The organism is Faecalibacterium sp. I3-3-33, from assembly GCF_023347295.1.
Taxonomy (GTDB): domain Bacteria; phylum Bacillota; class Clostridia; order Oscillospirales; family Ruminococcaceae; genus Faecalibacterium.
On sequence record NZ_CP094469.1, the window covers coordinates 1,799,688 to 1,823,249 of the forward strand.

17 protein-coding genes are annotated in these 23,562 nt (G+C 56.7%); 7 read left to right on the forward strand and 10 right to left on the reverse strand.

The features are described from left to right. The 6 genes from MTP39_RS08560 (at nucleotide 1) to mcrC (ending at nucleotide 8,317) form a co-directional block, all read left to right on the forward strand. On the forward strand, nucleotides 1-762 hold the full coding sequence (locus tag MTP39_RS08560; protein WP_249240201.1) for a replication initiator protein A: 762 nt from the start codon (nucleotides 1-3) through the stop codon (nucleotides 760-762). Then, on the forward strand, nucleotides 759-1,595 hold the full coding sequence (locus MTP39_RS08565) for an ATP-binding protein (protein WP_249242049.1): 837 nt from the start codon (nucleotides 759-761) through the stop codon (nucleotides 1,593-1,595). Before MTP39_RS08560 ends, MTP39_RS08565 begins: the two co-directional genes overlap by 4 nt. A gap of 354 nt (nucleotides 1,596-1,949) precedes the next feature. Further along, the gene (locus MTP39_RS08570; protein ID WP_249240202.1) at nucleotides 1,950-2,951 is read left to right on the forward strand and encodes a virulence RhuM family protein; all 1,002 of its coding nucleotides are present in this window, start codon (nucleotides 1,950-1,952) and stop codon (nucleotides 2,949-2,951) included. Nucleotides 2,952-2,969: 18 nt separating this feature from the next. Next, nucleotides 2,970-4,664, forward strand: a complete 1,695-nt coding sequence (locus tag MTP39_RS08575) for a recombinase family protein (protein ID WP_249240203.1) — start codon at nucleotides 2,970-2,972, stop codon at nucleotides 4,662-4,664. Then, entirely contained in the window at nucleotides 4,603-7,260 is a 2,658-nt protein-coding gene (locus tag MTP39_RS08580) for an AAA family ATPase (protein ID WP_249240204.1), read from the forward strand. Before MTP39_RS08575 ends, MTP39_RS08580 begins: the two co-directional genes overlap by 62 nt. Further along, complete coding sequence (gene mcrC / locus MTP39_RS08585) at nucleotides 7,250-8,317, forward strand: 5-methylcytosine-specific restriction endonuclease system specificity protein McrC (protein WP_249240205.1); 1,068 nt, start codon at nucleotides 7,250-7,252, stop codon at nucleotides 8,315-8,317. Before MTP39_RS08580 ends, mcrC begins: the two co-directional genes overlap by 11 nt. A 150-nt stretch (nucleotides 8,318-8,467) precedes the next feature. Here mcrC and rnr read toward each other — a convergent pair whose 3' ends face one another. The 5 genes from rnr to MTP39_RS08610 all read right to left on the reverse strand — a co-directional run bounded on the left by rnr (nucleotide 8,468) and on the right by MTP39_RS08610 (nucleotide 14,810). Beyond that, nucleotides 8,468-10,591, reverse strand: coding sequence for a ribonuclease R (gene rnr / locus MTP39_RS08590; RefSeq protein WP_249240206.1), 2,124 nt, complete (start codon nucleotides 10,589-10,591; stop codon nucleotides 8,468-8,470). Between the two features lie 171 nt (nucleotides 10,592-10,762). Beyond that, nucleotides 10,763-11,014: a preprotein translocase subunit SecG gene (gene secG, locus MTP39_RS08595; protein WP_249240207.1), complete on the reverse strand. Its 252-nt coding sequence runs from the start codon at nucleotides 11,012-11,014 to the stop codon at nucleotides 10,763-10,765. Nucleotides 11,015-11,115: 101 nt separating this feature from the next. Next, on the reverse strand, nucleotides 11,116-12,711 hold the full coding sequence (locus MTP39_RS08600) for a penicillin-binding transpeptidase domain-containing protein (protein ID WP_249240208.1): 1,596 nt from the start codon (nucleotides 12,709-12,711) through the stop codon (nucleotides 11,116-11,118). A 125-nt stretch (nucleotides 12,712-12,836) separates the two neighbouring features. Beyond that, a complete protein-coding gene (groL, locus tag MTP39_RS08605) occupies nucleotides 12,837-14,471 on the reverse strand; it encodes a chaperonin GroEL (protein ID WP_249240209.1) in 1,635 nt (544 codons plus the stop codon). A 51-nt stretch (nucleotides 14,472-14,522) separates the two neighbouring features. After that, nucleotides 14,523-14,810: a co-chaperone GroES gene (locus MTP39_RS08610; protein ID WP_005923585.1), complete on the reverse strand. Its 288-nt coding sequence runs from the start codon at nucleotides 14,808-14,810 to the stop codon at nucleotides 14,523-14,525. A 295-nt stretch (nucleotides 14,811-15,105) separates the two neighbouring features. Between MTP39_RS08610 and MTP39_RS08615 the strand changes: the two genes are divergently transcribed. After that, nucleotides 15,106-16,188 (forward strand): acyltransferase family protein, encoded by a 1,083-nt coding sequence (locus MTP39_RS08615; protein WP_249240210.1) that lies wholly within the window; start codon nucleotides 15,106-15,108, stop codon nucleotides 16,186-16,188. Nucleotides 16,189-16,257: 69 nt separating this feature from the next. Here MTP39_RS08615 and MTP39_RS08620 read toward each other — a convergent pair whose 3' ends face one another. From MTP39_RS08620 to MTP39_RS08640, 5 genes are all read right to left on the reverse strand, one after another. Further along, nucleotides 16,258-17,241, reverse strand: coding sequence for a diacylglycerol/lipid kinase family protein (locus MTP39_RS08620; protein ID WP_249240211.1), 984 nt, complete (start codon nucleotides 17,239-17,241; stop codon nucleotides 16,258-16,260). Between the two features lie 85 nt (nucleotides 17,242-17,326). Continuing rightward, nucleotides 17,327-19,624 (reverse strand): ATP-dependent Clp protease ATP-binding subunit, encoded by a 2,298-nt coding sequence (locus tag MTP39_RS08625; protein ID WP_249240212.1) that lies wholly within the window; start codon nucleotides 19,622-19,624, stop codon nucleotides 17,327-17,329. Nucleotides 19,625-19,811: 187 nt separating this feature from the next. After that, nucleotides 19,812-20,657 (reverse strand): TPM domain-containing protein, encoded by an 846-nt coding sequence (locus MTP39_RS08630; protein ID WP_249240213.1) that lies wholly within the window; start codon nucleotides 20,655-20,657, stop codon nucleotides 19,812-19,814. A gap of 14 nt (nucleotides 20,658-20,671) precedes the next feature. Next, nucleotides 20,672-21,763: a hypothetical protein gene (locus MTP39_RS08635; RefSeq protein ID WP_249240214.1), complete on the reverse strand. Its 1,092-nt coding sequence runs from the start codon at nucleotides 21,761-21,763 to the stop codon at nucleotides 20,672-20,674. 94 nt (nucleotides 21,764-21,857) lie between these two features. Beyond that, nucleotides 21,858-23,267 (reverse strand): SPFH domain-containing protein, encoded by a 1,410-nt coding sequence (locus MTP39_RS08640; RefSeq protein WP_249240215.1) that lies wholly within the window; start codon nucleotides 23,265-23,267, stop codon nucleotides 21,858-21,860. Nucleotides 23,268-23,562: the final 295 nt, after the last annotated feature.

Genomic DNA, 23,562 nt, shown 5'->3' on the forward strand with positions numbered 1-23,562 from the left:
ATGCTTTCCAAAAATTTGTTTGATGAAAAAACACTGGAGGTGAATTCTATTTCCGACTACCTGACTGTCACTACGCCCTTGCCACAATATCTACCCTATCCCCGCTTTCTGCTGGATACCAACCTGAGCCACACAGCAAAACTACTCTACACCCTGCTGCTGGACCGAGCAACGCTTTCTCAAAAGAACAACTGGCTCGATGCACAGGATCGCATTTATGTAGTCTATCCGCTTTCTCATCTGTCAAAAGACTTGAGATGCAGCATTTCCAGTGTAACGCGCTCTTTCTCCGAACTGGAAAACGCACAGCTCGTGGAACGTATCCGCAGTGGATTTTCCAAGCCCAGCCGTATTCTGCTCAAGGTTCCGCATACTACGCAGAATTGCGCAGTCACAGTATGCAAAAATGCCGAGCATGACTGTGCAGAAACGAGCAGTATGATTGCGCAAAAATGCACACCTAACCAACGTAATAAGAACAACCTGAAAGATAACCACCTGATAAAAACAACCGATGCTCATTTGACCTTTGGCGAATATCTGAATGTCTTTCTGACGGAAAAAGAGTACAAGCAGCTCAAAGCCGATTTCTTCGGGCTGGACAGCCTGATCGACCAGCTTTCAGCTTATATCCAGTCTACCGGTAAAAAGTACGCCGACCATGCCGCCACCCTGCGCATCTGGGCAAAACGGCAGAAGTCAGAACAGAAGCAAGCACCGGGCATCCCGGACTACACATTCACGGAAGGAGAAAGCCTATAAAGACGATTGAGAAAATTTTAGAACATCTCTCATCCAGTATTCCCGAAAACACCGATGATTATTATGGCAAGGACGGTCTGCTTTATTGCGGAAAGTGTCATACCCCAAAAGAAGCATTCTTTGCAAAGGGCATCGCTTTGATGGGCAAGAACAAGCACCCCATTGAATGCAGCTGCCAGCGCACGGAACGAGAAAAACGAGAAACCCTTATCAGCCAGCAAAAGCACCTTGACCGTGTGCGGCGGCTGAAAGCTGAGGGATTTTCCGACCCGGCAATGCTGGACTGGACCTTTGAAAACGACAATGGCCGCAGCCCGCAGATGTGTCATGCACACCGTTATGTAGAGCAATGGCAGACCATGCGTGCAGAGAACCTAGGACTGTTCCTCTGGGGCGGTGTGGGCACCGGCAAGAGTTTCCTTGCCGGATGCATTGCAAACGCTCTGATGGAGCAGGAAGTGCCTGTGCGTATGACAAACTTTGCCCGAATCCTGAACGAGTTGAACAGCAGCTTTTCCGAGCGCAATGATATTGTGGACAGGCTCTGCCGCTATCCCCTGCTCATCATTGACGACTTCGGCATGGAGCGTGGTACAGAGTATGCACTGGAGCAGATCTACAACATCGTGGACAGCCGATACCGAAGCCGGAAACCGCTGATCGTCACTACAAATCTGACGCTGGACGAGATACGGCACCCACAAGATACTGCTCATGCCCGCATCTATGACCGCCTGCTGGAAATGTGCGTTCCGATCTCCTGCATTGGGGTCAACTTACGGAAGGAGAACGCACAGGAAAAGCTGGAACGCTTAAAAATTTTAATCGGATAAATCAGAAACATTTCTGAAGGAATCCGCAGGACGTCCTAAGTTCTGCTACAAGGAAATGGAGTTGCCTATTGAATAATTTTCATCGTATAAAAAACAATCCCACCCCTTCGGAATGCTCTACGCCCACACTCGATGAATGGAGCGCATTCGCAACCTTTCTAGCCGATGTGATCGAGAAGTACGCATCGGTCTTGGAAATAGACAACGCAGTATCCTCAACCAACAACGAAAATCGACAAGATACTGTTGATACCGCTCTTGCAGCATGATATAATATTCTTGTAATATTTGTCCCAACACAGTGGTAAGGTCTCCCCTTCCACTGTATTACATACACAGAACGAGGTGCTTAAAATGAATCGTCCAGATGCCTCTCCTAAAAATTCCATCCTCATTTACACCACAGAAGATGGCCTGACCAAAATTGATACTACCTTTGACGGTGACACTGTCTGGCTTTCCATTGACCAGATGGCTGAGTTGTTCCAACGTGACAAATCCACAATTTCCCGTCACATCAAAAACATTTTTGCAGAGGGTGAGCTTGAACGAGATTCAGTTGTTGCAAAATTTGCAACAACTGCCGCAGACGGAAAGACCTATCAGGTCGAATTCTACAATCTTGACGTCATTATTTCTGTTGGTTATCGTGTCAAATCCAAACGAGGCACACAGTTCCGTATCTGGGCAACTGGCATCCTGAAGGAATATATGCGCAAGGGATTTGCGCTGGATGACGAACGCCTGAAAAATCTGGGCGGCGGTGGATATTTCAAAGAGCTGTTAGAACGCATCCGTGACATCCGTGCTTCCGAAAAAGTGTTTTATCGTCAGGTTCTGGAAATCTATGCAACCAGCATTGACTACGACCCAAAAGCAGAAATCTCCGTCCAGTTCTTCAAAAAAGTCCAGAACAAAATTCATTATGCCATCCACGGTCAGACTGCCGCCGAGGTCATTTACAACCGTGCAGATGCCGAAAAGGAATTTATGGGTCTGACCACTTTTGCAGGAAACCAACCCACTTTACGAGAAGCTACTATTGCCAAAAACTATCTGAACGAGAAAGAGCTTCGTGCTATGGGGCAGTTGGTTTCCGGTTATCTGGATTTTGCTGAGCGTCAGGCAGAACGTGAACAGCCCATGACAATGCAGGATTGGGCAAACCACCTTGACCGTATTCTGACTATGAGCGGCGAGCAGCTGCTTGTTGGCAATGGCAGTGTGACCCACAAGCAGGCAGTGGACAAAGCTACTACCGAATATCGGAAATATAAGGCTAAAACCCTCAGCGATGTGGAGCAGGATTATCTGGATTCCATTAAGTTTCTGGAGCAGAAAGCAGACAAGAAATAACTGTTTTGTGAGGTTTTTATGTCACAGGAAAAGACAAAGGTTTACATTTACACCCGTGTTTCCACGACCATGCAGATTGATGGATACTCGCTGGATGCACAGAAAGCTCGCATGAAAGCCTATGCAGACTTCAACAACTACCAGATCGTCGGCGAATACGAGGATGCAGGCAAATCAGGCAAATCCATTGAAGGTCGTGCTTCTTTCTGCCGGATGATGGAGGACATCAAATCCGGCAAGGATGGTGTTGCCTATGTGCTGGTGTTCAAGCTCTCCCGTTTTGGCCGCAACGCTGCCGATGTACTGTCTACCTTGCAGGTAATGCAGGATTTTGGTGTGAACCTGATTTGCGTGGAGGACGGCATTGATTCTTCTAAAGACGCTGGCAAACTGATGATCTCCGTTCTGTCCGCTGTCGCTGAAATCGAACGTGAGAACATCCGTGTCCAAACCATGGAAGGCCGCATTCAGAAGGCACGGGAAGGTCGCTGGAACGGCGGTTTTGCGCCTTATGGCTATCGTTTGGTTGACGGTGTGCTGCAAATCAATGAGGATGAAGCCCCTGCCATTCGCACGATTTTTGAGCAATATGTAAACACCGACACAGGCGCAAATGGTCTTTCCAAATATCTGGAGACCCACGGCTTTCAGAAGCTCGCCCGTCAGAACGGCACCTCTCCCCTTTTCAGCGCAACATTGATTCGGGCCATCCTGAAGAACCCCGTCTACTGCGGAAAAATCGCCTTTGGTCGCCGCAAACTCGAAAAGATTCACGGCACCCGGAACGAATATCATCAGGTTCCGCAGGACAACTATCTTCTGGTCGATGGACTGCATGAGGGCGTTGTTTCCGAGGAATTGTGGAATGCTGCGCAGGTCAAACTGCTGGCACAGTCCAAACGGTATGAGCCGGTCACCCGCAATAAAACGGAGCAGGCGCACCTGTTGTCTGCGCTTGTCAAATGTCCTGTCTGCGGAGCCGGAATGTACAGCAACAAATGCACCAAGCACAAAAAGGATGGTACTGCTTATCAATCCTTTTCCTATTATAGCTGCAAGCACCGCAAGATGCAGCGCGGACAGAAATGCGATTTTACCAAGCAGATTCAGGAAGAAGTTCTGGACAGTGCCGTCGTGGAAGTCATCATCAAGCTGGTCAGCAATCCAAAGTTTGCCGCCATGATGCAGGAGAAGATCAATAGCAAAGTGGACACCACTGCCATTGAACAGGAAATCGCAGCCGCCGAAAAGCAACTACGTCAGTATTACTCCGTCAAATCCAAACTCATGGATGAAATCGATAACCTTGACCCGGATGACCGCCATTACATCATCCGCAAATCTGACCTTGACGAGCGGCTTTACAGGATGTACGATAAAATTGAGGAAGCAGAAAACAACCTGATGGATGCCCGGGCAAAGAAGCAGGCTATCGAAGCGGATAAAATCACGGGCGATAACATTTACAAAGTTCTCATCTGCTTTGAAAAGCTCTACAATGTGATGAATCCCCTTGAACGCAAAAAGCTGATGGAACACCTGATTTCCGAAGTCCAGATCTACCCGGAGCGTCAGCCCAACGGCCAGTGGCTCAAGTCCATCAAATTCAGACTGCCTATCGTTGAAAACGATATTGATCTGTGTTTGGACAATGAAAGTCATACCGAATGTGTCATTGCACTTTCCAAGGGCACCGGTACTGCCAGCATATAAACGCATCTGGTGGTCATTAAGGAAGCTGCAAAACCCATTATCAGTCACCCGCCCGTCTGGTTTTCAGGCGGGCATTTTCTTTTGCCGGAATATGGTGTTTCCACTTTTATCGTGGTACAATAAGTTTAAAGACTTTTTGATTTCGGAGGGAACGGCCATGATCGATCATGCAAAACTGGAATCTGTTCTGAACGGATACCAGACTTATTTCCCGCAGCACTGGCTTCATGGAGAAGATTTCAAATGGGAAGCCGTGCAGCATTTCCACGACCATTGGAATATTGACACGGCAGATTTTGGTGAAATGTTCAAGGAAGCCACTGCAAAGGTCTTTTCGCTTCTGGATACCGGCTATGCCTATCCCCGCGCGATGGTCCTGAATTTCGCAGCAGCGGACTGTGAAGCCACCCGCGCTATGTTCCGCAGCCTGTTTGATGAATCCATCGGGCTTTCTCAGCGCATCACCGCATTTCAAGCTGCTGCCGAATCCCTGCGCATAAAACACAACGATGGCAGCTGGAACAACCACTACCAGAACACCAGCGCTATCAGCGTCTATCTGTGGCTTCAGTTCCCGGATAAATATTATGCCTATCGGTATGCCGTATCCCGTGATATCGCAAAAGAATTAAACTTTGACACACCACCCAAACGGGATGGTTCTATCGACTCTCTACTGAATAGCTATCGTCTTTATGATGAGCTGCGGGCGGCACTGAGCCAAAATGCTGCCGTCACCCAGATGATCCGCAGCGCCATTGAGGCAGCCCCTGCCGGGAAATACTGGCCCGACACACACTGGAATATTGCTGCCATTGATCTGGGCTTTTATCTGAGCCGCTATTATCTTCAAGAGCAGACAGTCGCTCAGAAGGAATCCGAGTGGTTTCCCCGCAAAGCAGACTATGATCCGGGCATTACTACAGAGCAGTGGATCAGTTTGCTGAACGACCCGTCTGTCTTTACACAGAATGCGCTCCGCATTATGAAATGTATGCTGGATTATGGTGGTCAAGCCACCTGCAAGCAGCTTGCGATCAAGTACGGCGAAGCTGCCGGCTTCTACAATATGGGTTCTTCCAGCCTTGCACGAAGGGTCGTTGAAAAGACAAATTGTCCCCTCATGCCGCGCGACAGCGAAAACTCCCGCTGGTGGCCTGTTCTGTATACCGGCAAAAGTGCTGATTCCAAAGAAAACGGCTCTTATATTTGGCGTTTGCGGGATGAGCTTGTTCAAGCCTTGAAAAAGACTGACCTTTCTCATATTCCCCTTTATGCCGTTTCTTCTGAAAAAGACTCTACTTCTCCCCGCCACTACTGGTGGCTGACCGCAAGTCCAAAAATCTGGCAGTTTTCCGATCTCAAAGTCGGTGAAGAACAATCGTATACATTATACAATGAAAGCGGTCATAAGCGGCGGATCTTTCAGAACATTCTGGATGCCAAGGCAGGTGATCCCGTCATCTGCTACGAGGCCAACCCCGTTAAAAAAGTAGTTGCTCTTGCAAAAATCACACAAGAAAATAACGGAAAAGAACTTTATTTTGAAAAGATCGAAAATCTAATATCCCCTATTGAATACTCCACTCTGAAAGATTGTCCGGAACTGGAAAAGATGGAGTTTTTTGTACAACAGAACGGAAGCCTGTTCAAGCTTTCGGAAGGGGAATACAACTTTATTCTGGACCTTATCCGGGAAGAAAATCCAGCACCCGTCCGTTCGATAGCATCGAACGCTTATACAAAATCAGATTTTCTGCACAGCGTATTTCTGAGCGAACCGCGCTATGACGTTTTGGTCTCTCTACTGCGCCGCAAAAAGAACGTCATTCTGCAAGGTGCACCCGGCGTTGGAAAGACCTACGCCGCCAAACGGCTGGCGTACTCTATGATGGGTCAGGCCGATTCCTCCCGGATAGAGTTCGTGCAGTTCCACCAGAATTACTCCTACGAGGATTTCATGCTGGGCTACCGGCCGGACGGTTCCGGCTTTAAGCTGACCGAGGGCGTATTTTACCGCTTCTGCCAGAAGGCTTCCAACGACTCCGACCGGGAATACTTTTTCCTCATCGACGAGATCAACCGGGGCAACCTGAGCAAGATCTTCGGTGAGCTGATGATGCTGATTGAAGGCGACCACCGGGGTGAAAAGATCACGCTGGCCTATAATGGGCTGCCCTTCTATGTCCCGGAAAATCTCTACATCATCGGCATGATGAACACCGCCGACCGGAGCCTCGCCATGATTGACTATGCGCTGCGCAGGCGTTTCAGCTTCTTTGAGATGGAACCGGCTTTCACTTCCGAGGGATTCCAGAAATATCAAGCTGCACTCAACAACGAAACCTTCAATGCTTTGGTGGAACAGATCAAGGCATTGAACCGGGAAATTACCGAAGATACCTCCCTCGGTTCCGGCTTCCGTATCGGTCACAGCTACTTCTGTCTGGCTGACCCTGCCGCCTGCACCACCGACTGGATGCGCTCTGTGGTGGAATTTGACCTTCTGCCTACGCTGGCAGAATACTGGTTCGATGCGCCCGACAAGCTGCATCGTTGGGAGCAAAATCTGCGTGGTGTTTTCAATGACGACTGACAAAGGGATCTTTATCCAGAACATCTACTATATGCTCTCCTATGCCTTTCAGGTGTTGCAGCAGCAGGATTATCAGTGCATTGCCTCGGAAAAGTTTGAACACATCGATGATTTGTTTGCCGTTATCCTTGCAAAGGGTGTTTCCCGGCAGCTGAAGCAGGGGCTTTATCGGGAATATGTTTCCCGCAGCGAGACCCGGTCGGTCTTGCGGGGAAAGCTGGATCTTCCGCAGACCATTAAAACCCGCATCCAGCATAAGCCTCAGGTCGCCTGCACCTTTGACGAGCTTTCCGAAGATAATCTGTATAACCAGATCCTGAAAACCACCCTGCAAGTGCTGCTTCGGGACGAGAATGTTTCCGCTAAGCGCAAAGTGGAATTGAAGAAAGCGCTTCTGTTTCTGGACTTAGTTTCTGAACTGCTTCCCGCGCAGATTCCATGGAAGCAGCTGCATTACCAGCGGAGTAACCAGAATTACGAGATGCTGCTGAATCTCTGCTATTTCGTGCTGCACGATATGCTGCAGACCACCGAGAGCGGCAGCTATAAAATGACAGCATTTTCGGATGAACACATGGCAAAGCTGTACGAACGCTTTATTCTGGAGTATTACCGGCAACACCATCCCTATCTTACTGAAGTCAAGGCTGCACAGGTCAAATGGGCTCTGGTGGGAAAGCACGATGCTGCCATGCTGCGGTTTCTCCCTGCCATGCAAACCGATATTTTTCTGCGTTTCCATGAAAAAATCCTGATTCTGGATGCCAAATATTACAGCCACACCATGCAGCAGCAATTTAACAAAGAAACTCTGCATTCTGCCAACCTCTACCAGATCTACACCTACGTTAAAAATCAGGATGCTGCCCATACCGGAAATGTTTCCGGGCTGCTGGTCTACGCCAAAACGCAGGAAGCCATCACCCCGGATTGCCTGTTCAACTTAGACGGCAATCTGATTGGTGCCCGCACCTTGGATCTGAATCAGGATTTCCGGCAGATCACCGCACAACTGGATGAAATTGCTGAGCAATTTTTCGGAAGGCATCCGGTCTGATCTTTCCCGCATCGATTTCCTCGCCTGTCTGGTCTTCAGGCAAGCATTTTCTTTTGCGGAGATCCTGAGAATTGCGAAAAACTGCCCCCGAAGCAGCGCGTTCCTGCGCGGTCTGCTTCGGGGGCAGTCTGTTTTTGTTTTATGATACGGTCACTGCTTTGCGCTTTCCGGGGCGACCTCAAAGTCGATCTTGCCCAGATTGACGTCTGCACGCACGATGGTGATCATCATGGTATCGCCCAGATTCCAGTTCTTGCCGGAAACGGGGTCAGAAAGGCGCACGCCCTCGGTGAGCATGGTGCCGGTGGCGGTCAGGCTGGAAGCGGGCACAAAGCCCTCCACGCCGTTTTCCAGCTCGATGAACAAGCCGCGCTGGGTCACGCCGGAGATGCGGCCCTCGTAGCACTCGCCCAGATGGCGGCGGGCATACTCGGCCTTATAGCAGTCCTCGGCCTTGCGCTCGATCTGCATGGCGATCACCTCGCGCTCGCTGGCCTGCTTGCTGACGTCCTCGGCAAACTCGCTGTAACGCAGGATCATGGTGTCCTTATCGGTACCCTTGAGCTGAGCGGTCATGATACGGTGGATAGCCAAGTCCGGGTAGCGGCGGATGGGGCTGGTGAAGTGCGCATAGTCCTGCAGCACCAGACCATAGTGTCCCTTGGGCTTTTCCTCGTACACAGCCTTGGACATGCAGCGCAGCATACCGGTGTTGATGATCTGCTCGTAGGCAGTGCCGCGCACGCCCTCCAGAATAGCGCTCAGCTCCTTGGGAGTGGGCACGTCCTTGGCAAAGTGGTCGTTGACACCGCAGGCCTGCAGCAGACCGTGCAGACGCTCCAGCTTTTCGGCGTTGGGCTCCTCGTGCACACGGTACACAAAGGGGATCTGCTTTACCCGGGCAAAGTGGGCGGCGCACTGGTTTGCCAGCAGCATGAACTCTTCGATCATGGCCTCGCTCTCGCCGGAGGTGCGCTTTTTCACGTCGATGCAGTGGCCGTCCTCGTCGAGGATCAGCTTCACCTCGCCGCTCTCGATATCCATGCAGCCGCGCTCCTTGCGCAGGCGGGCACGGTGGCCGTACAGCTCCTTCATGGCGGGCAGCTGCGCCAGTACCTCGTGGTACTTGCCGGTCAGCTCGTCATCGGCGTTACCGGCCAGCAGGGCGTTGATTTCGGAATACACGCCCTTGACCCGGCTGCGGATGACGGACTTGACAAAGCGGTAATCGGTCAGGTTGCCGTCCTTGTCCAGCCGCATCAGGCAGGAGAAAGCCAGACGCAGTACACCCTCGTTCAGGCTGCAGATGCCGTTGGACAGCTGCTTGGGCAGCATGGGCACCACCTGATCGGCATAATAAACGCTGGTAGCGCGGCTGAATGCCTCGTTGTCCAGCTCGGTGCCGGGCTTAACGTAGTTGGAAACATCCGCGATATGCACGCCCAGCTCAAAGCCGCCGTCCGGGGTCTTGGTCAGGCTGATGGCATCGTCGATATCCTTGGTCTCGGCGCTGTCGATGGTAAAGATGGGCAAAGCGCGCAGATCCATGCGGCCCTCGCAGTCCGCAGCGGACACCTCGGCGTTGTCCAGCTTTTTGGCCTCGTCCCGCACCTTATCCGGGAAGCGGCTGCGGATATCCTGCGCGTAGAGCAGTGCCTTTGCGCAGCGCTTGGCTTCATCACAGCTGCCAAAGCGCATGGCAACGCCTACGCGGTGATCTTCCTGACGGTTGCCACGCAGCAGGATCTCCACTGCAACCTTGTCGCCGTCCTTGGCACTGCCTTCGCAGTCCCGCATGACCTGCATGGAGATGGCGGGGCAATCGTCCGGCACAAACTTCAGGCGGCCCTCCACGCGGTGCATGGTGCCCACCAGAGCGTTCTTCTCTTCCAGAACCGCAAGGATCTCACCCTCATCGCTGCCCTCTACCCGGGGGTGTGCAAACTTTTCCACCAGCACCATGTCGCCGGGCATTGCGCCGCGGGTGAACCGGCCGGGGATGAAGATATCGCTGGTACCGTCCTCCAGCATGACAAAGGCAAAGTTTTTGCCCAGCTTTACTACCTTGCACAGCAGTGCCTTGTCGGCACGGCCGCTGCGCACGGTGAAGAACACGCCCTGCCGCTGGCAGATGACAGCCTCGTGCACCAGCTGGTCCACAGCCTCCATCACCTTGCGGTCTGCGCCGCGATCCCCACCGAACTTATTCTTCAGATCTTTTACGGTGCACGGCTGATTCTGGATCGCGTGCTCAATTTTATCGCGCATTGCCATAAAATATTTTCTCCTTCACTTCCGTGGCCGTGCATCTCCTGCGGAGCACAGCCCTGCCTTGGGACGGGCGCTTTCCCCTGTCCCCTCTTTGCGGCAGCCCGCAGAACCGGCTGCCCGCACTTTTTTGCACAGAAAAACAGCCCCGTCCGTTCACGGGGCTGCAACGCCTTCTCAGCCTGCCAGACGGCCTGCAAACAGGCAGGCCAGAATAGCAACCACAAAGAACACCACGCCTGCAATGCGGGTGACCTTAGCCAGCATCTGGTCTGCCGGGGTCAGACGCGCATTGTTGGCACCGCCCACGCTGCCGTTGATGGCACCGGACAGGCCCTGACCGTGGGTGTGCTGCATGAGGGTGAGGAAAACGATGACCAGCGAAGCCACCAGCAGAATGACACCGCCAACAATTTCGATAACAGACATGAATCGTAACGCTCCTTTTATTTGTAAATACGGAAAACCACGCAAAAATACAACTATATAGTAACATAACAAAGCCAGAATTGCAAGTAGAATCCGCGCATTTATCCCGCTGCTTCCAGCGCAGCGCAGACCTGCGCAAAGATAGCCGCGCCGGAGTACGCGGTATGCACTGCACCGTCCTGCAATACCACAATGGTATAGCGGGGCTTTTCTACCGGCCAGAACCCCGCAAACCACAGGTTGCAGCGCTCAGTGCCCTCCGGGGTGAACTGCCCGGTCTGGGCAGTTCCGGTCTTGCCGCCCGCCCCGCCGGGAAGCCCGGCGGCATCCTGCGCGGTGCCCTGCTGCACCACCTGTACCAGCATGGCGCGCAAAAGCGCTGCGCTCTGCGCCGGGAGCACCCGCCGTCCCCGGGGGTGGCTGAGGGTCTCCATCGGCTGCCCGGTGGTCTCGTCCAGCGTGGCTTGCAGCACATAGGGAGCGCGGTATACGCCGTCTGCTGCAATGGTGTTGAACAGCGCCGCTACCTGCAAGGGCGTGGCCAGCAGACTGCCCTGCCCAAAGCTGAAATTGGCCAGCTGGCCGCTTTGCGCCAGCTCCTGCGGGGTGGGCAGCTGCCCGGCCTCGGCGGCAAGCCCCTCTGCCAGCGGCAGGCTCTGTCCAAAGCCGAAGGCCTTGGCGGTGTCCAGCAGTTTTTCCGCACCCAGCTGCTGTCCCAGACGGATAAAATAGCCGTTGCAGCTTTTTTCCAGCGCAGCGGCAAGGTCTACCTGTCCGTGGGGGATCCCGCCTGCACAGCGGAAAATCTGCCCATCCACTACCACCGCGCCGGTGCACTCGAAAACCGGCTGTAAACCCGCTTCCAGCGCAGCTGCCGCCAGCACCGGTTTGAACACCGACCCCACCGCGTAGCTTTGCAGTGTCCGGTTCAAAAAGGGACTGTTCGCCGCCTGCAAACTATCAACAAGGTGCTCCGGGTCGTAGCCCGGCACACTGACGCTGGCGCGCACCGCCGCTGTGGCAGTATCCAGCACCAGAATGCAGCCGCTTTGCATCGTAGCAGCCGCCACCGCTTCCACCGCCCGCTGCACCGGGCGGGAGATGGTCAGCTGCACGCCCAGTGCCCCGCTGTCGGCACGCAAAAGCTGGGGCGTCTCTCCGGTGCGCAGCGTCCCTTGCGCCGTGACAGCGCAGACAAGGCTGCTGTGCTCCCCTGTGCCGGAAAGTACGGCGTCCAGCGCCTTTTCCAGACCGGCAGCGCCGTGGTCTGTACCATCCAGATAGCCCAGCAGATGCTGGCACAGCGGCACTGCCGCATACCGCCGGGCGGCGAGGTAACCGGTCAGGCCAAGGCGGGCGGGGTCGCAGTTCAGCTCCAGCAAAAACGGCGCAGCGCGGCTACGGCTGCGGTACAAAAGTGCCTGCCCGGCGGCATCAGTGCAGGCATACAGGCGGTCGTAATTGCCCTGCCCGGGAAAGCACAACACCTGCCAGCGTTCCTCTAAGCCGGTGAGCAGCCGCCCCTGCACATCGTAAAAGTTGCCCCTCCGGGCGGGCAGTTGCAGGGTAACCGTGCTTTGCGCCGCCGCGCGCGCAGCATAGGCGGGGTGCTGCGCCAGCAGATACAACCGGCACAGCACCACCATAAACCCCAGCAGCAAGGCGGCATACACCGCCAGTACCCGTTTGCCGGACATCCACGCGCCCCCTTTCCCTATGGTTAGGGTGGGCAGCGGAGGTGCGGGGTATACACAAAAAGAGGCGGAACCTCTCCGAAGAGATGTTCCGCCTCTCTGGCGTATCTTATTAGGAAAGGTACGGCTTAGTACATGCCGCCCATGTCACCGCCGGCAGGTGCGGCGGGAGCCGGGGGTTCCGGCAGGTCAGCCACAAGGCTCTCGGTGGTCAGCACCATCTCGGCGACGGAGGCTGCGTTCTCCAGAGCGGAACGGGTAACCTTGGTCGGATCCACGATGCCTGCGGCGATCATATCCTCGACAAAGACCTCGTTCTGAGCATCGAAGCCGTAGTTGGGCTTGTTGGCAGAGATGATCTTGTCAATGATGACGCTGCCCTCCAGACCGGCGTTCTTGGCGATCTGGCGCAGAGGAGCCTCCAGAGCCTTCAGCACGATCTTGGCACCGGTGCGCTCGTCGCCCTCCAGCGTGTCGCACAGAGCGCGCACAGCGGGGATAGCATTGATGGGAGCGGTACCGCCGCCGGCCACAACACCCTCCTGCACAGCTGCCTTGGTAGCGTTCAGGGCATCCTCGATGCGCAGCTTCTTGTCCTTCATCTCAACTTCGGTAGCAGCACCGACCTTGATGACAGCCACGCCGCCGGCCAGCTTAGCCAGACGCTCCTGCAGCTTCTCGCGGTCAAAGTCGCTGGTAGCGGCCTCGATCTGGCTGCGGATCTGGGCAATGCGGGCTGCAATAGCGTCCTTATCGCCTGCGCCACCCACGATGGTGGTGTTCTCCTTGGTCACCTTCACCTGACGGGCATGACCCAGCAGCTGGACGGTAGCGTCCTTCAGCTCGTAGCCCAGATCAGAGGAGATCACAGTGCCGCCGGTCAGGGTGGCGATATCCTGCAGCATCTCCTTGCGGCGATCACCGAAGCCGGGGGCCTTGACGGCCACAACGTTCAGGGTGCCGCGCAGACGGTTGACGATCAGGGTGGACAGAGCCTCGCCCTCGATATCCTCAGCCACGATCAGCAGCTTCATGCCGTTCTGCATCACCTGCTCCAGCAGGGGAACCAGATCCTGAATGACGCTGATCTTCTTATCGGTGATCAGGATAGCGGCGTTGTCCAGATCGGCCACCATCTTGTCGGTATCGGTGACCATATAGGGAGTCAGGTAGCCGCGGTCGAACTGCATACCTTCCACGATCTCGTTGTAGGTCTCAGCGGTGGTCTTGTTCTCCTCGATGGTGATAACGCCGTCAGAGGTGACCTTCTCCATAGCCTCGGCGATCAGACGGCCGATTTCGGGGTCACCGGCAGAAATGGTGCCGACGCGGGCGATATCGTTGCTGTCCTTCACCTTCTGGCTGTGTGCCTTGATGGTCTCCACAGCGGTGGTAACGGCCTTGCTCATGCCGCGGCGGATATCCATGGGATTTGCACCGGCGGTAACGTTCTTCATGCCCTCGTTGACCATGGCCTGTGCCAGCACGGTAGCGGTGGTGGTGCCATCGCCTGCGGCATCGTTGGTCTTGGTTGCGACCTCACGCACCAGCTGTGCGCCCATGTTCTCGAACTCGTCCTTCAGCTCGATCTCCTTTGCGATGGTCACGCCATCGTTGGTGATGACCGGTGCGCCGAACTTTTTGCCCAGCACCACATTACGGCCCTTGGGGCCGAGGGTGATCTTAACGGTGTTAGCCAGGGTATCAATACCGGCACACAGTGCCTTACGGGCGTCCTCGCCCTGCTTGATCTGCTTTGCCATAATACATCGCTCCTTTATAATACAAGCTCAATTGAAAAGGAAAAATCAGTTTCAGTCTTCCACAACAGCCAGAATGTCGCTCTGGCGCACGATGGTGCACTCTTCGCCGTCCACCTTGACCTCGGTGCCGGAGTACTTGCTGGTGAGGACCTTGTCGCCGACCTTGACGGTCATCTTGACTTCCTTGCCGTCCACAACACCGCCGGGGCCAACTGCGATGACCTGTGCCACCTGCGGCTTCTCTTTTGCGCTGCCGGTCAGGATCAGGCCGCCCTTGGTGGTCTCCTCGACTTCAACAGTCTTAATGACAACACGGTCTGCAAGAGGAATGATCTTCATAATTCTTGCCCTCCAATTATATTGAATTTATTTGAAACTTTATTATGTCCTGCGGGGGCTTTGTGTGTGCTCCGCAGTGGTTTAGCACTCCTTTTCTCTGAGTGCTAAGTGTATTGTACTCATCTTGCCCTGAAAAATCAAGGGGTTTTGCAATTTTTCTTTGTTAAGAATTTATGACGCTCAAAAATCGCACCCTGCCACGCAAAAAAGCGGCGTGTTCTTGACAGGACGCGCCGCCTTTTTTATACTTATAACGAACACAACTGACGCGCTTTGCGGCAGAATGGAGGATACTGTGACAGACAAAAAGCTGATCTCATCTTTACAGGGGCTGCGGGCAGTCGCATTTCTGTGCATCGTCCTCTCCCATTGCGGGGTGTCGTGGCTGAGCCCGTGGGCGATCACGGTGTTCGTGGCGCTGTCCGGGTTCCTGATGCCCTGCAACTATTACGACCGTCCTCCCACAGCACCGGGGGTGCGGTCTGCCATGGCCTTTTCCCTGCAAAAAATACGCAAGCTGTACCCGCTGCACCTTATTATGATGGCTACCGCGCTGTTATTTGTGCTGAAGGGCCTTCTGGTGCAACCCTCTGTCCGTGGAGCGCTATCCTGTGCGGCGCAGCTTGCGGTAAGCATTTTCCTGCTGCAAACATGGATCCCGTCCAGCCGTTTCTGGTTCTGCCTGAACGGGGTGGCGTGGTATCTTTCGGTACAGGCTTTTCTGTATGCCATCTTTCCCCCGCTACTCACCGTGCTGAAAAAAGCGGATGCCTGCAGGCTGCGCTGCATAGCCGCGGCGGTTTTCTGCGCGCAGTGCCTTGCGTCCTTTGTTTTCTGGAAGGCCGGTTTCAATGAAACGACAGTCTTTTACCTGACCTATCTGTGCCCGCTTTTCCGGGCGGGAGATTTTACCATCAGCTGCTGTATGGGCTGTCTTTACCACAGCCGCAAACAGGTAAGCACCCTGCCGCGCGGTGTTTTCTCCCTGCTGGAACTTGCCGCTGTGCTGCTTGCGGGCGGCTGCCTGTTTATCGCCGCCGGACAGGTGGGGGTTCTGGGTGCAGCGTCCTTCCGATACAATGTGCTGTTTATCCCCTCTGCGGTGCTGCTGGTCTGGCTGCTTGCCGTGGGCAAGGGGTTCATTTCCCGGCTGCTTTCCGCAAAGCCGTTTTTGTGGCTGGCGGGGCTGTCTCCTTACGGTTTTCTGATCCATCAGGTGCTGATCCGGTATATGGAGTGGTTCGCGGACAAGTTTAACCTTACGGTACATCCCGTGGTCTGGACTCTGACCGTACTTTTGCTCACGCTCTGCCTGAGCAGCTTTTACAAGGCGCTGGAATGCCGGGTGCGGCAGCGCCACGCCAAAGCTGCCACCTAACAAACAAACTGCAAGGCCGCTGCGCATTGTTCTGTGCAGCGGCCTTGTTTGGATCTGATGGTTTATTACTCACTTCACAGCCGCTTTTTTGGCGGTAAAGCGCTGGTAAGCGGGCTGCGGCAGCAGCACGCGGCCCGCCAGCGGCTGCACCTGCACCGACACCTGCTTGCAGGGGGCGCACTCGCCGTCCACAGTGGCAATGATGGGCCCACGGCCATCTGCTGCCCGCAGACTGACCGATTTTGCGCGGCGGTAGATAAAGTAGGGCTTTGCGGCCTCGGTCAGCTGACCGTTTTGAAAGTGCTGGCCGTTTTTGTACAGCATCAGCAGCTTTGCAATGACCCAGCGGCTGACCTTGCGCACGATGAACACATCCAGCCAGCCGTCATCCGGCTGTGCCTCTGGCCCGGCCATAAAGCCGCCGCCGTAGGCGCGGCCGTTGCACACTGCGCACATCAGGCAATCCACGGTCAGCACCTCGCTGTCAATGACATACTCCACCCTGCGGCCGATATGCCCGCACAGCTGCTGGGCGATGGACAGCGCATAGGCCGCCTCGCCGCCGCACAGCGGGATGCGCCGGAACTTGGGGATGCCGTAGGCCACCTGTGCATCCAGACCGGCGGCGCAGATGGTGGCAGAAAGCCCCAGGCTGGTGCGCATCAGGTCGATGGGCACTGCCCCGCCGGCCAGCTGGGCGTCCAGATCCAGAAACTCTTCCTTTGTACCGTAGGTGCGCAAAAAGTCGTTACCGCTGCCATAAGGCAGACAGCCCACGGCGGTCATATCGAAGCCGTGGGCACCGGTGAGCGCCTCGTTGAAGGTGCCGTCACCACCGGCGGTAAAAATGTGCAGCTCCACCCCCGCCTTCTGGGCGGCAGCGGCGGCAGCGCGGGACATCTCCCGGGCGTGGCCTGCATGGGTGGTGACGCGGATGGTGTAATCCTCCGGGGCAAGCCCGGCACCGGCAGCAGCCGCCGCGATCCGCTGCGGCAGGGTGCAGGTACAGTCGGCCTTTCCGGCTGCGGGGTTGAGAAGAAACAGCGTGTGCATCGGGATCCTCCCTGTTGTAACTCTATTTCCTCTATAATAGTCGAAAACCGCGCCGGTTGCAAGCGAAAACGCTATTTTGCTATTTTTACAGGGTTATGGTCTCATCCTCCCGCAAAACGATGCTGCCATCGGCGGCGCAGTCTGCTGTCCAGTGCTGCCCTACACAGGCCGTTCCGGCGGCAATGCGGTTTGCAAGCGCCTGCTCCACCGCCCTGTCCACCTGACGACGCAGTTCCCGCGCACCGTAGGCCGATTGCGCCCGAGCAGCCAGTGCTGCACCCACCTGCGGGGTGTGGCGCAGGCGGTAGCCGCTGCGGGCGGCGCGCTGCTCCAGCTGGCAGAGCATTTTTTCTGCAATGGCGCAAAGGTTTTCCTCTGCCAATGGACGGAACACGATCACTTCGTCCAGCCGCCCCAGCAGCTCCGGCCGGAACCACTTTTTGGCTTCCTCCACGGCCTGTGCGGACTGCTTTTCAAACACCGCCTCTGCCCCGGCGGCAAAGCCCAGCGGCGCGTTCTGCCCCGCCAAAAACCGTGCGCCCAAGTTGGAGGTGAGCAGCACGATGGTGTTGCGGAAATCCGCCTTTCGTCCCATGGCATCGGTCAGCTGACCGTCCTCCAAAATTTGCAACAGGATATTCTGGATATCCGGGTGCGCCTTTTCGATCTCATCAAACAGTACCACACTGTACGGGCGGCGGCGCACGGCCTCGGTCAGCTGCCCGCCCTCGTCGTGGCCAAGGTAGCCCGGCGGCGCACCCAGCAGCCGGGCGGCGGTGTGCTGCTCCTGATACTCCGACATATCAAATTTGAGCAGTGCTTTCTCGCTGCCGAACCAGCTGACCGCAAGCGCCCGGGCAAGTGCGGTCTTGCCCACACCGGTAGGGCCTAAAAACAACATGGCACCGATGGGACGCCCCGGCTCGCCCAGACCGGTGCGGCTGCGCCGGATAGCTCCCGCCACGGCCGCCACTGCCCGCTGCTGGCCGACGATTTCCGCGTTCAGGCGGCTTTCCAGCTTGTCCAGCCGCTCCCGCTCCTGCTCGCCCACCCGCTGGGCAGGCACACCGCTGGCCGCTGCCACCACCCGGGCAATATCCTCCGGGGCAAGCACCGGCTGGGTGCGCTGCTCTTTTTCGGCAAGGATGCGCGCCGCCGCACAGGCCTCGTCCACAAGGTCGATGGCCTTATCCGGCAGGCAGCGCCCGGGCAGATACCGCACCGACAGCTCCACCGCCGCCTGCAAGGTCTGCGGCGGCAGGCGCACGTTGTGGTAGCGCTCGTAGCGGGGCGCAAGGCCGTTGAGGATCTCCACCGCCTGTGCGGGGGTAGGCTCCTCCACCTGCACCCGGCCAAAGCGGCGTTCCAGCGCGGCATCCTTCTGGATATGGGTGCGGAACTCCTGATTGGTGGTGGCGCCGATGAGTTGCAGCTCGCCCCGGGCAAGCACCGGTTTCAGGATGCTGGCGGCGTCGATAGCGCCCTCGGCGGCACCGGCACCCACGATGGTGTGGAATTCATCGATAAACAGGATGGCGGTGCCGTCCCGCACCAGCTCTTCCAGCAGGTTTTTCAGCCGCTCCTCAAAATCGCCCCGGTACTTGGTGCCCGCCACCAAGCTTGCCATATCCAGCGCCAGCAGCCGCCGCCCTTGCAGCGCTCTGGGCACCTGCCCGGCGGCAATGCGCAGCGCCAGCCCCTCAGCCAGCGCCGTTTTGCCCACGCCCGGCTCGCCGATCAGACAGGGGTCGTTTTTCTGGCGGCGGCACAGGATCTCCACCATGCGGTCCAGTTCCGCTTCCCGGCAGAACACCGGGTCCAGCTCCCCTTCTGCGGCGCGGCGGGTCAGATCGCGGCAGTATTTATCGCTGGCGCGGCTGCCCCGGGGAATGCTTGCCGACACCCGGGGCTGGGCGGGCAGCACGAACTGTCCGCTCAGTTGGCGGCACTCCCGCACCGCCTCGGTGAGCGAAAGCCCCATCTCTGCCAGCAGCAGCCCGGCGGCACAGCCGTCATCTTCCAGCATGGCGCAGAGCAGGTGCTCCGGCTCTGCCCGGCTGACGTGGGCGTTCTGCGCCCCAATGAGCGCGTAGTCCATGGTGCGGCGCAAATCCGGTGCCATAGCCTGCCGCTCCAGCCGCTGTGCCGGGGCGCTGCGGCGCTGCGCCAGCTGGCGGCGCACCTCCGGCTCGGTGATGTTTTTCCGGGTGAGGAACTGCGCCGCAGCGCCCTGCTGCCGCAGCATTGCCAGCAAAAGGTGGCTGGTATCCGCCTGCTCACAGCCCAAATCTCCCGCCAGCTGCACCGCCTGCTGCAACAGCCGCGCCGCCGGGCGCGAAAAGCCCCGGTAACCGCCCATGCCCAGATTTTCCCAAATGCCCATGTGTCTGCTCCTTGCTGCATATAAAATCGTCTGCACTGGAAGTATAGCCCCAAAGGCGCAGAAAAAATCAGTCGTTTGTGTCGGGCGGCAGAAAAGTAAAAACCGATCCGCAGCGGTTGCCGGGGCGCGGGTGCGTCCGGCTGCTGCGGATCGGTTTTTTGAGATTTTATCTTGCGAGGGAACGTTTTCAGAACGAACCGCCACCGCCGCCGTGGGTAGTGCCGCTGGAGGAGGTGTGGGTGGAGCTGCCGCCGGAATCGTTGGAGCTGGACTCCTTCGGCCGCTCGGTGCGGTGCACATCACGGTACAGATACAGGTCCCGCTGGTTGGTCAGCTTCATGCTGCCCTGCCGCACATAGCTGGTTGCATCCTGCTGCGGTGCCACGCTCTTGAGCTGGCTCTTCATCACGCCGGTCACGATGAGTGCCGTCACCAGACCAATGACCAGTGCCAGACCCAGATACATAATAGAGAGGGGCTCATGCGGCATATTGTCTACATCGTAGGGGTGGCCTTCGCGGGCGGCTGTAACGTATGTGTCCGTCCACTGGATAAAGGTGCGGAAGGCGGCGGCATAATCGCCGTCTGCCATGTCAGGGGTCATCTGCTCGCCAAGGTACTGGATACCGGCATCCGTAAAGGCGGTAATGCCGTAGCCGCAGGTGGAGATATGCCATTTGCGGTCGCCGATGCTTACCAGCAGCAGCACGCCGTCCCGGTTTTCACCGTAGCCGAACTGGCAGTAATCGTACAGGTCATCGGCGTATTCTTCTATGCTGGTGTAACCCTCGCCTTCCAGCGAGTCGATGGTGGCAACGACCACATCAAAGCTCTGGCGGACACTCAGCTCCTCCAGCGAAGCTTCCAGCTCGTTGTCCTCGTCCTCGGTCAGAACTTCCGCGCTGTCGTTCATACGGTAATACAGGTCGGCAAAGCCGTCTGCGGCAAAGGCCGGTACAGCCAGCACCAGCAAAAGCACCAGTGCGGCCAGCGCAGCACAGAGGGAGCGCAGTCGGGTAGCAGTGTTTTTCATCTTCCGTCCCTCCTTTACAGAATCCCGGCCAGCCACAGCAGCCACATCACCGCATAGGATGCGGCACCAACGGCTGCGGTAAGGCCCAGCGTCCACTTGCGGGCGGCAGCCTTATCCACCGGCAGATTGCCCACAAACTTGCCCGTCTGGCCATTCATGGCAAAAATGTAGTTGTTGCCGCGCCAGCTGGTGCTCAGCACCCACACCGGGAACAGGGCATATTTTGCCTTGCTGCCGTGCAGCTGGATGCTGCTGTTCTCCATCTTGACGGAATCGTAGCCGGTAACGGTCTGGGTAAAGGCGTCCTCTGTGGACCGACGGATACGCTTGTTGGCGCGCTCGATGCTCTTTTGGGCGTCCACATCGTACTTATCGGCCACATAGCCTGCCAGATACGCGGTCTGGAAGGGCACGGCATCGCTCATGGTAAACGGCTCGATGGATTCCATCAGGTCGTCCTCCATCTTGGAGGAGCCGTCCACCGGAACTGCGTCAAAGCCCAGCACGCCGTCCCGGCGCACGGAGTAGTAGCTGGTCTCGGTGTAATCGTAGTCGTCATCCGACCAGCAGCGGGTGCGGGTGGCGGTAAAGCGCAGCTGAGCATCGGCGTCGCTGTCGTACAGCCAGAAAGGCACATACACGCCCTTGATCTCGTCGATATGGTTCTGGCTGCGGAACACCCTGGGCAGCAGGGTCTTGCCCTTGAGGTGCTCCTGCAATTTTGCCTTGGCAGCCTTTTTGTCCAGCTTGAAGGGGATGATGAGGTCGGGGCGCAGGTCTCCGGCAAACTGTCCGGTCAGAACGATGGGGTTGCCGCAGAAGGGGCAGGCGGAGGCAGCCATAGTGTCGTCGCCCACGATCTCGCCGCCGCAGCTCTTACAGACGTAAGTATGCAGACCGGCGGTCTCGCCCTCTGCCCAGCCGCCGCCGGGGGTGGCCCAGTTCATCTCGCTGGGCTTTTGGTCTTTCAGGTCCTCATCGTAGCCTTTCAGTGCGTCCACCTCAAACTCGGTGTCGCAGTAGGGACATTTCATCTTCTGGGTGGTGCTGTCGAACTGGATGGCACCATCGCAGCAGGGGCATTTGTATTCCAGCATTCCTGCCATAGTGTTTCCTCCTATGATCTGCGGAGCAGGGGCTTCGGCTTCTTCCCTGCCCCGCAGTGTGTTCAGTTATTGTGCAGCGGGCTGTGCGCCGGGTTCAGCTGCGGTCGTTGTCGTCAAAGGGGTCGCCGCACTCCGGGCAGAACTTGGGCGGGTGTGCGGGGTCGGCCGGTTCCCAGCCGCACTTGTCGCACTTATACTTGGGCGTACCGGCGGGCTTGGGTTTGCCGCACTCGGAGCAGAACTTGCCCTTGTTCACCGCGCCGCAGCTGCAGGTCCAGCCCTCTGCTGCCGCCGGGCGGGGCTTGCCGCACTCCGGGCAGAATTTACCGGTAACGGTAGCACCGCAGCTGCAAGTCCAGCTGTCGGCAGCGGGCTTCGGCTCCGGCTTTTTGCTGCCGCATTCCGGGCAGAACTTACCGGTGACGGTAGCGCCGCAGCTGCACTTCCAGCTGTCGGCGGCAGAAGTCTGCTGCTGAGGTGCTGCGGGCTGCTGACCCATGGCAAACAGGTTCTGGGCATTCATGCCGCCCATGCCGCCTGCACCGGCAGCCATACCCATGCCCATAAAGCCGGTCATAGCACCGGCGGTGTTCCCGGCGGCGGTCTTCATGGCATCGATCTGGCCGCCCACCAGACGGGCTGCGGCGGTGGTGGGGTCGGTGGTCATGGCGTTTTCTTCCCACTCGGTGATTTTCTTCTGCTGTTCCTCCGGGATGGACAGGGAGTTGATATTGAAGGAGAATACCTCAATGCCGCGCTTCTTGCGCCAGACATTGGACAGCTGCTCGTTCAGGGCGTCCGAGATCTCCAGCGTGTGGGCGGGGATCTCGTAATACTGCACCTTGTTGGCGGAAAGGGTAGCCAGAGCAGGCTGCAAAGCGTTCATCAACTCGCTCTTCAGGCGGGGAGCCAACTCCGAGGCATCGTACTGGTTGGAGACGTTGCTGCACACGTTGGTGTAGAACAGCAGCGGGTCGCAGATGCGGTAAGTAAAGCTGCCGTTGCAGCGGATATTCACCGAGAGCTTATAGCCCCGCTCCTCGCTTACCACCACCCGGAACGGGATGGGCGTCGCGGTGCCGTACAGGATCTCGCCCAGCTCCTTGGTGTTGATGTAGTACACCCGCTGATCCTTGCCGGTGTTGCCGCCGTAGGTAAAGCGCTTGGCTACGGTCTGGAAGGTAGCGGCCAGACTATCACCGAAGTTGCCGGTGAACACGCTGGGCTCGGTGGAGGAGTCGAAGGTGAACTCGCCCGGCTCGGCGCACACCTCCACCACCTTGCCCTGCTCCACAATGAGCATACACTGACCATCTGCCACAGCAATGCCGCTGCCGTTGGTAATGATGTTATCCTCGCCGTGGTTGAAGCTGCGGCGGGAGGTGCGCTTCTGACCCTTGACCATCAGCACATCTTTGTCCAGAGAATCGCAATAGAAAAATTCCTTCCACTGGTCTGCAAGAGTTCCGCCCAGTGCGCCCATACCTGCTTTGATCAGACCCATAGTAATTTCCTCCTGTATGTTTCATTGATTTTTGTAAACGCCGACAGTTTTGCCTGTGTTCTGCTTTCTTCTTTTTATAGCGTTCTACGCTACGATGGTGATGCAGGGTTCGCTTTGCTTTCAGATGCTATAATCATACTGCAACGCGGCGCTGAACGCAACCCATTCCGACCGTTTTCGGTGTCGCGCGTCAAAGAAAAGCCCGCCTTCTCCCCTGCTGCGCGTGCCTGCGCACCCAAGGGGCACTCTTTTGAAGCAGCAGTTGCTGCAAATACAAAAAGCTCCCCCAAAAAGG

Excerpts from the sequence above, each read along its gene's own strand:
- MTP39_RS08560 (WP_249240201.1), top strand. The coding sequence starts at position 1 with ATGCTTTCCAAAAATTTGTTTGATGAAAAAACACTGGAGGTGAATTCT.
- MTP39_RS08570 (WP_249240202.1), top strand. The coding sequence starts at position 1,950 with ATGAATCGTCCAGATGCCTCTCCTAAAAATTCCATCCTCATTTACACC.
- MTP39_RS08575 (WP_249240203.1), top strand. The coding sequence starts at position 2,970 with ATGTCACAGGAAAAGACAAAGGTTTACATTTACACCCGTGTTTCCACG.
- MTP39_RS08580 (WP_249240204.1), top strand. The coding sequence starts at position 4,603 with ATGAAAGTCATACCGAATGTGTCATTGCACTTTCCAAGGGCACCGGTA.
- mcrC (WP_249240205.1), top strand. The coding sequence starts at position 7,250 with ATGACGACTGACAAAGGGATCTTTATCCAGAACATCTACTATATGCTC.
- rnr (WP_249240206.1), bottom strand. The coding sequence starts at position 10,591 with ATGGCAATGCGCGATAAAATTGAGCACGCGATCCAGAATCAGCCGTGC.
- secG (WP_249240207.1), bottom strand. The coding sequence starts at position 11,014 with ATGTCTGTTATCGAAATTGTTGGCGGTGTCATTCTGCTGGTGGCTTCG.
- MTP39_RS08600 (WP_249240208.1), bottom strand. The coding sequence starts at position 12,711 with ATGTCCGGCAAACGGGTACTGGCGGTGTATGCCGCCTTGCTGCTGGGG.
- groL (WP_249240209.1), bottom strand. The coding sequence starts at position 14,471 with ATGGCAAAGCAGATCAAGCAGGGCGAGGACGCCCGTAAGGCACTGTGT.
- MTP39_RS08610 (WP_005923585.1), bottom strand. The coding sequence starts at position 14,810 with ATGAAGATCATTCCTCTTGCAGACCGTGTTGTCATTAAGACTGTTGAA.
- MTP39_RS08620 (WP_249240211.1), bottom strand. The coding sequence starts at position 17,241 with ATGCACACGCTGTTTCTTCTCAACCCCGCAGCCGGAAAGGCCGACTGT.
- MTP39_RS08625 (WP_249240212.1), bottom strand. The coding sequence starts at position 19,624 with ATGGGCATTTGGGAAAATCTGGGCATGGGCGGTTACCGGGGCTTTTCG.
- MTP39_RS08630 (WP_249240213.1), bottom strand. The coding sequence starts at position 20,657 with ATGAAAAACACTGCTACCCGACTGCGCTCCCTCTGTGCTGCGCTGGCC.
- MTP39_RS08635 (WP_249240214.1), bottom strand. The coding sequence starts at position 21,763 with ATGGCAGGAATGCTGGAATACAAATGCCCCTGCTGCGATGGTGCCATC.
- MTP39_RS08640 (WP_249240215.1), bottom strand. The coding sequence starts at position 23,267 with ATGGGTCTGATCAAAGCAGGTATGGGCGCACTGGGCGGAACTCTTGCA.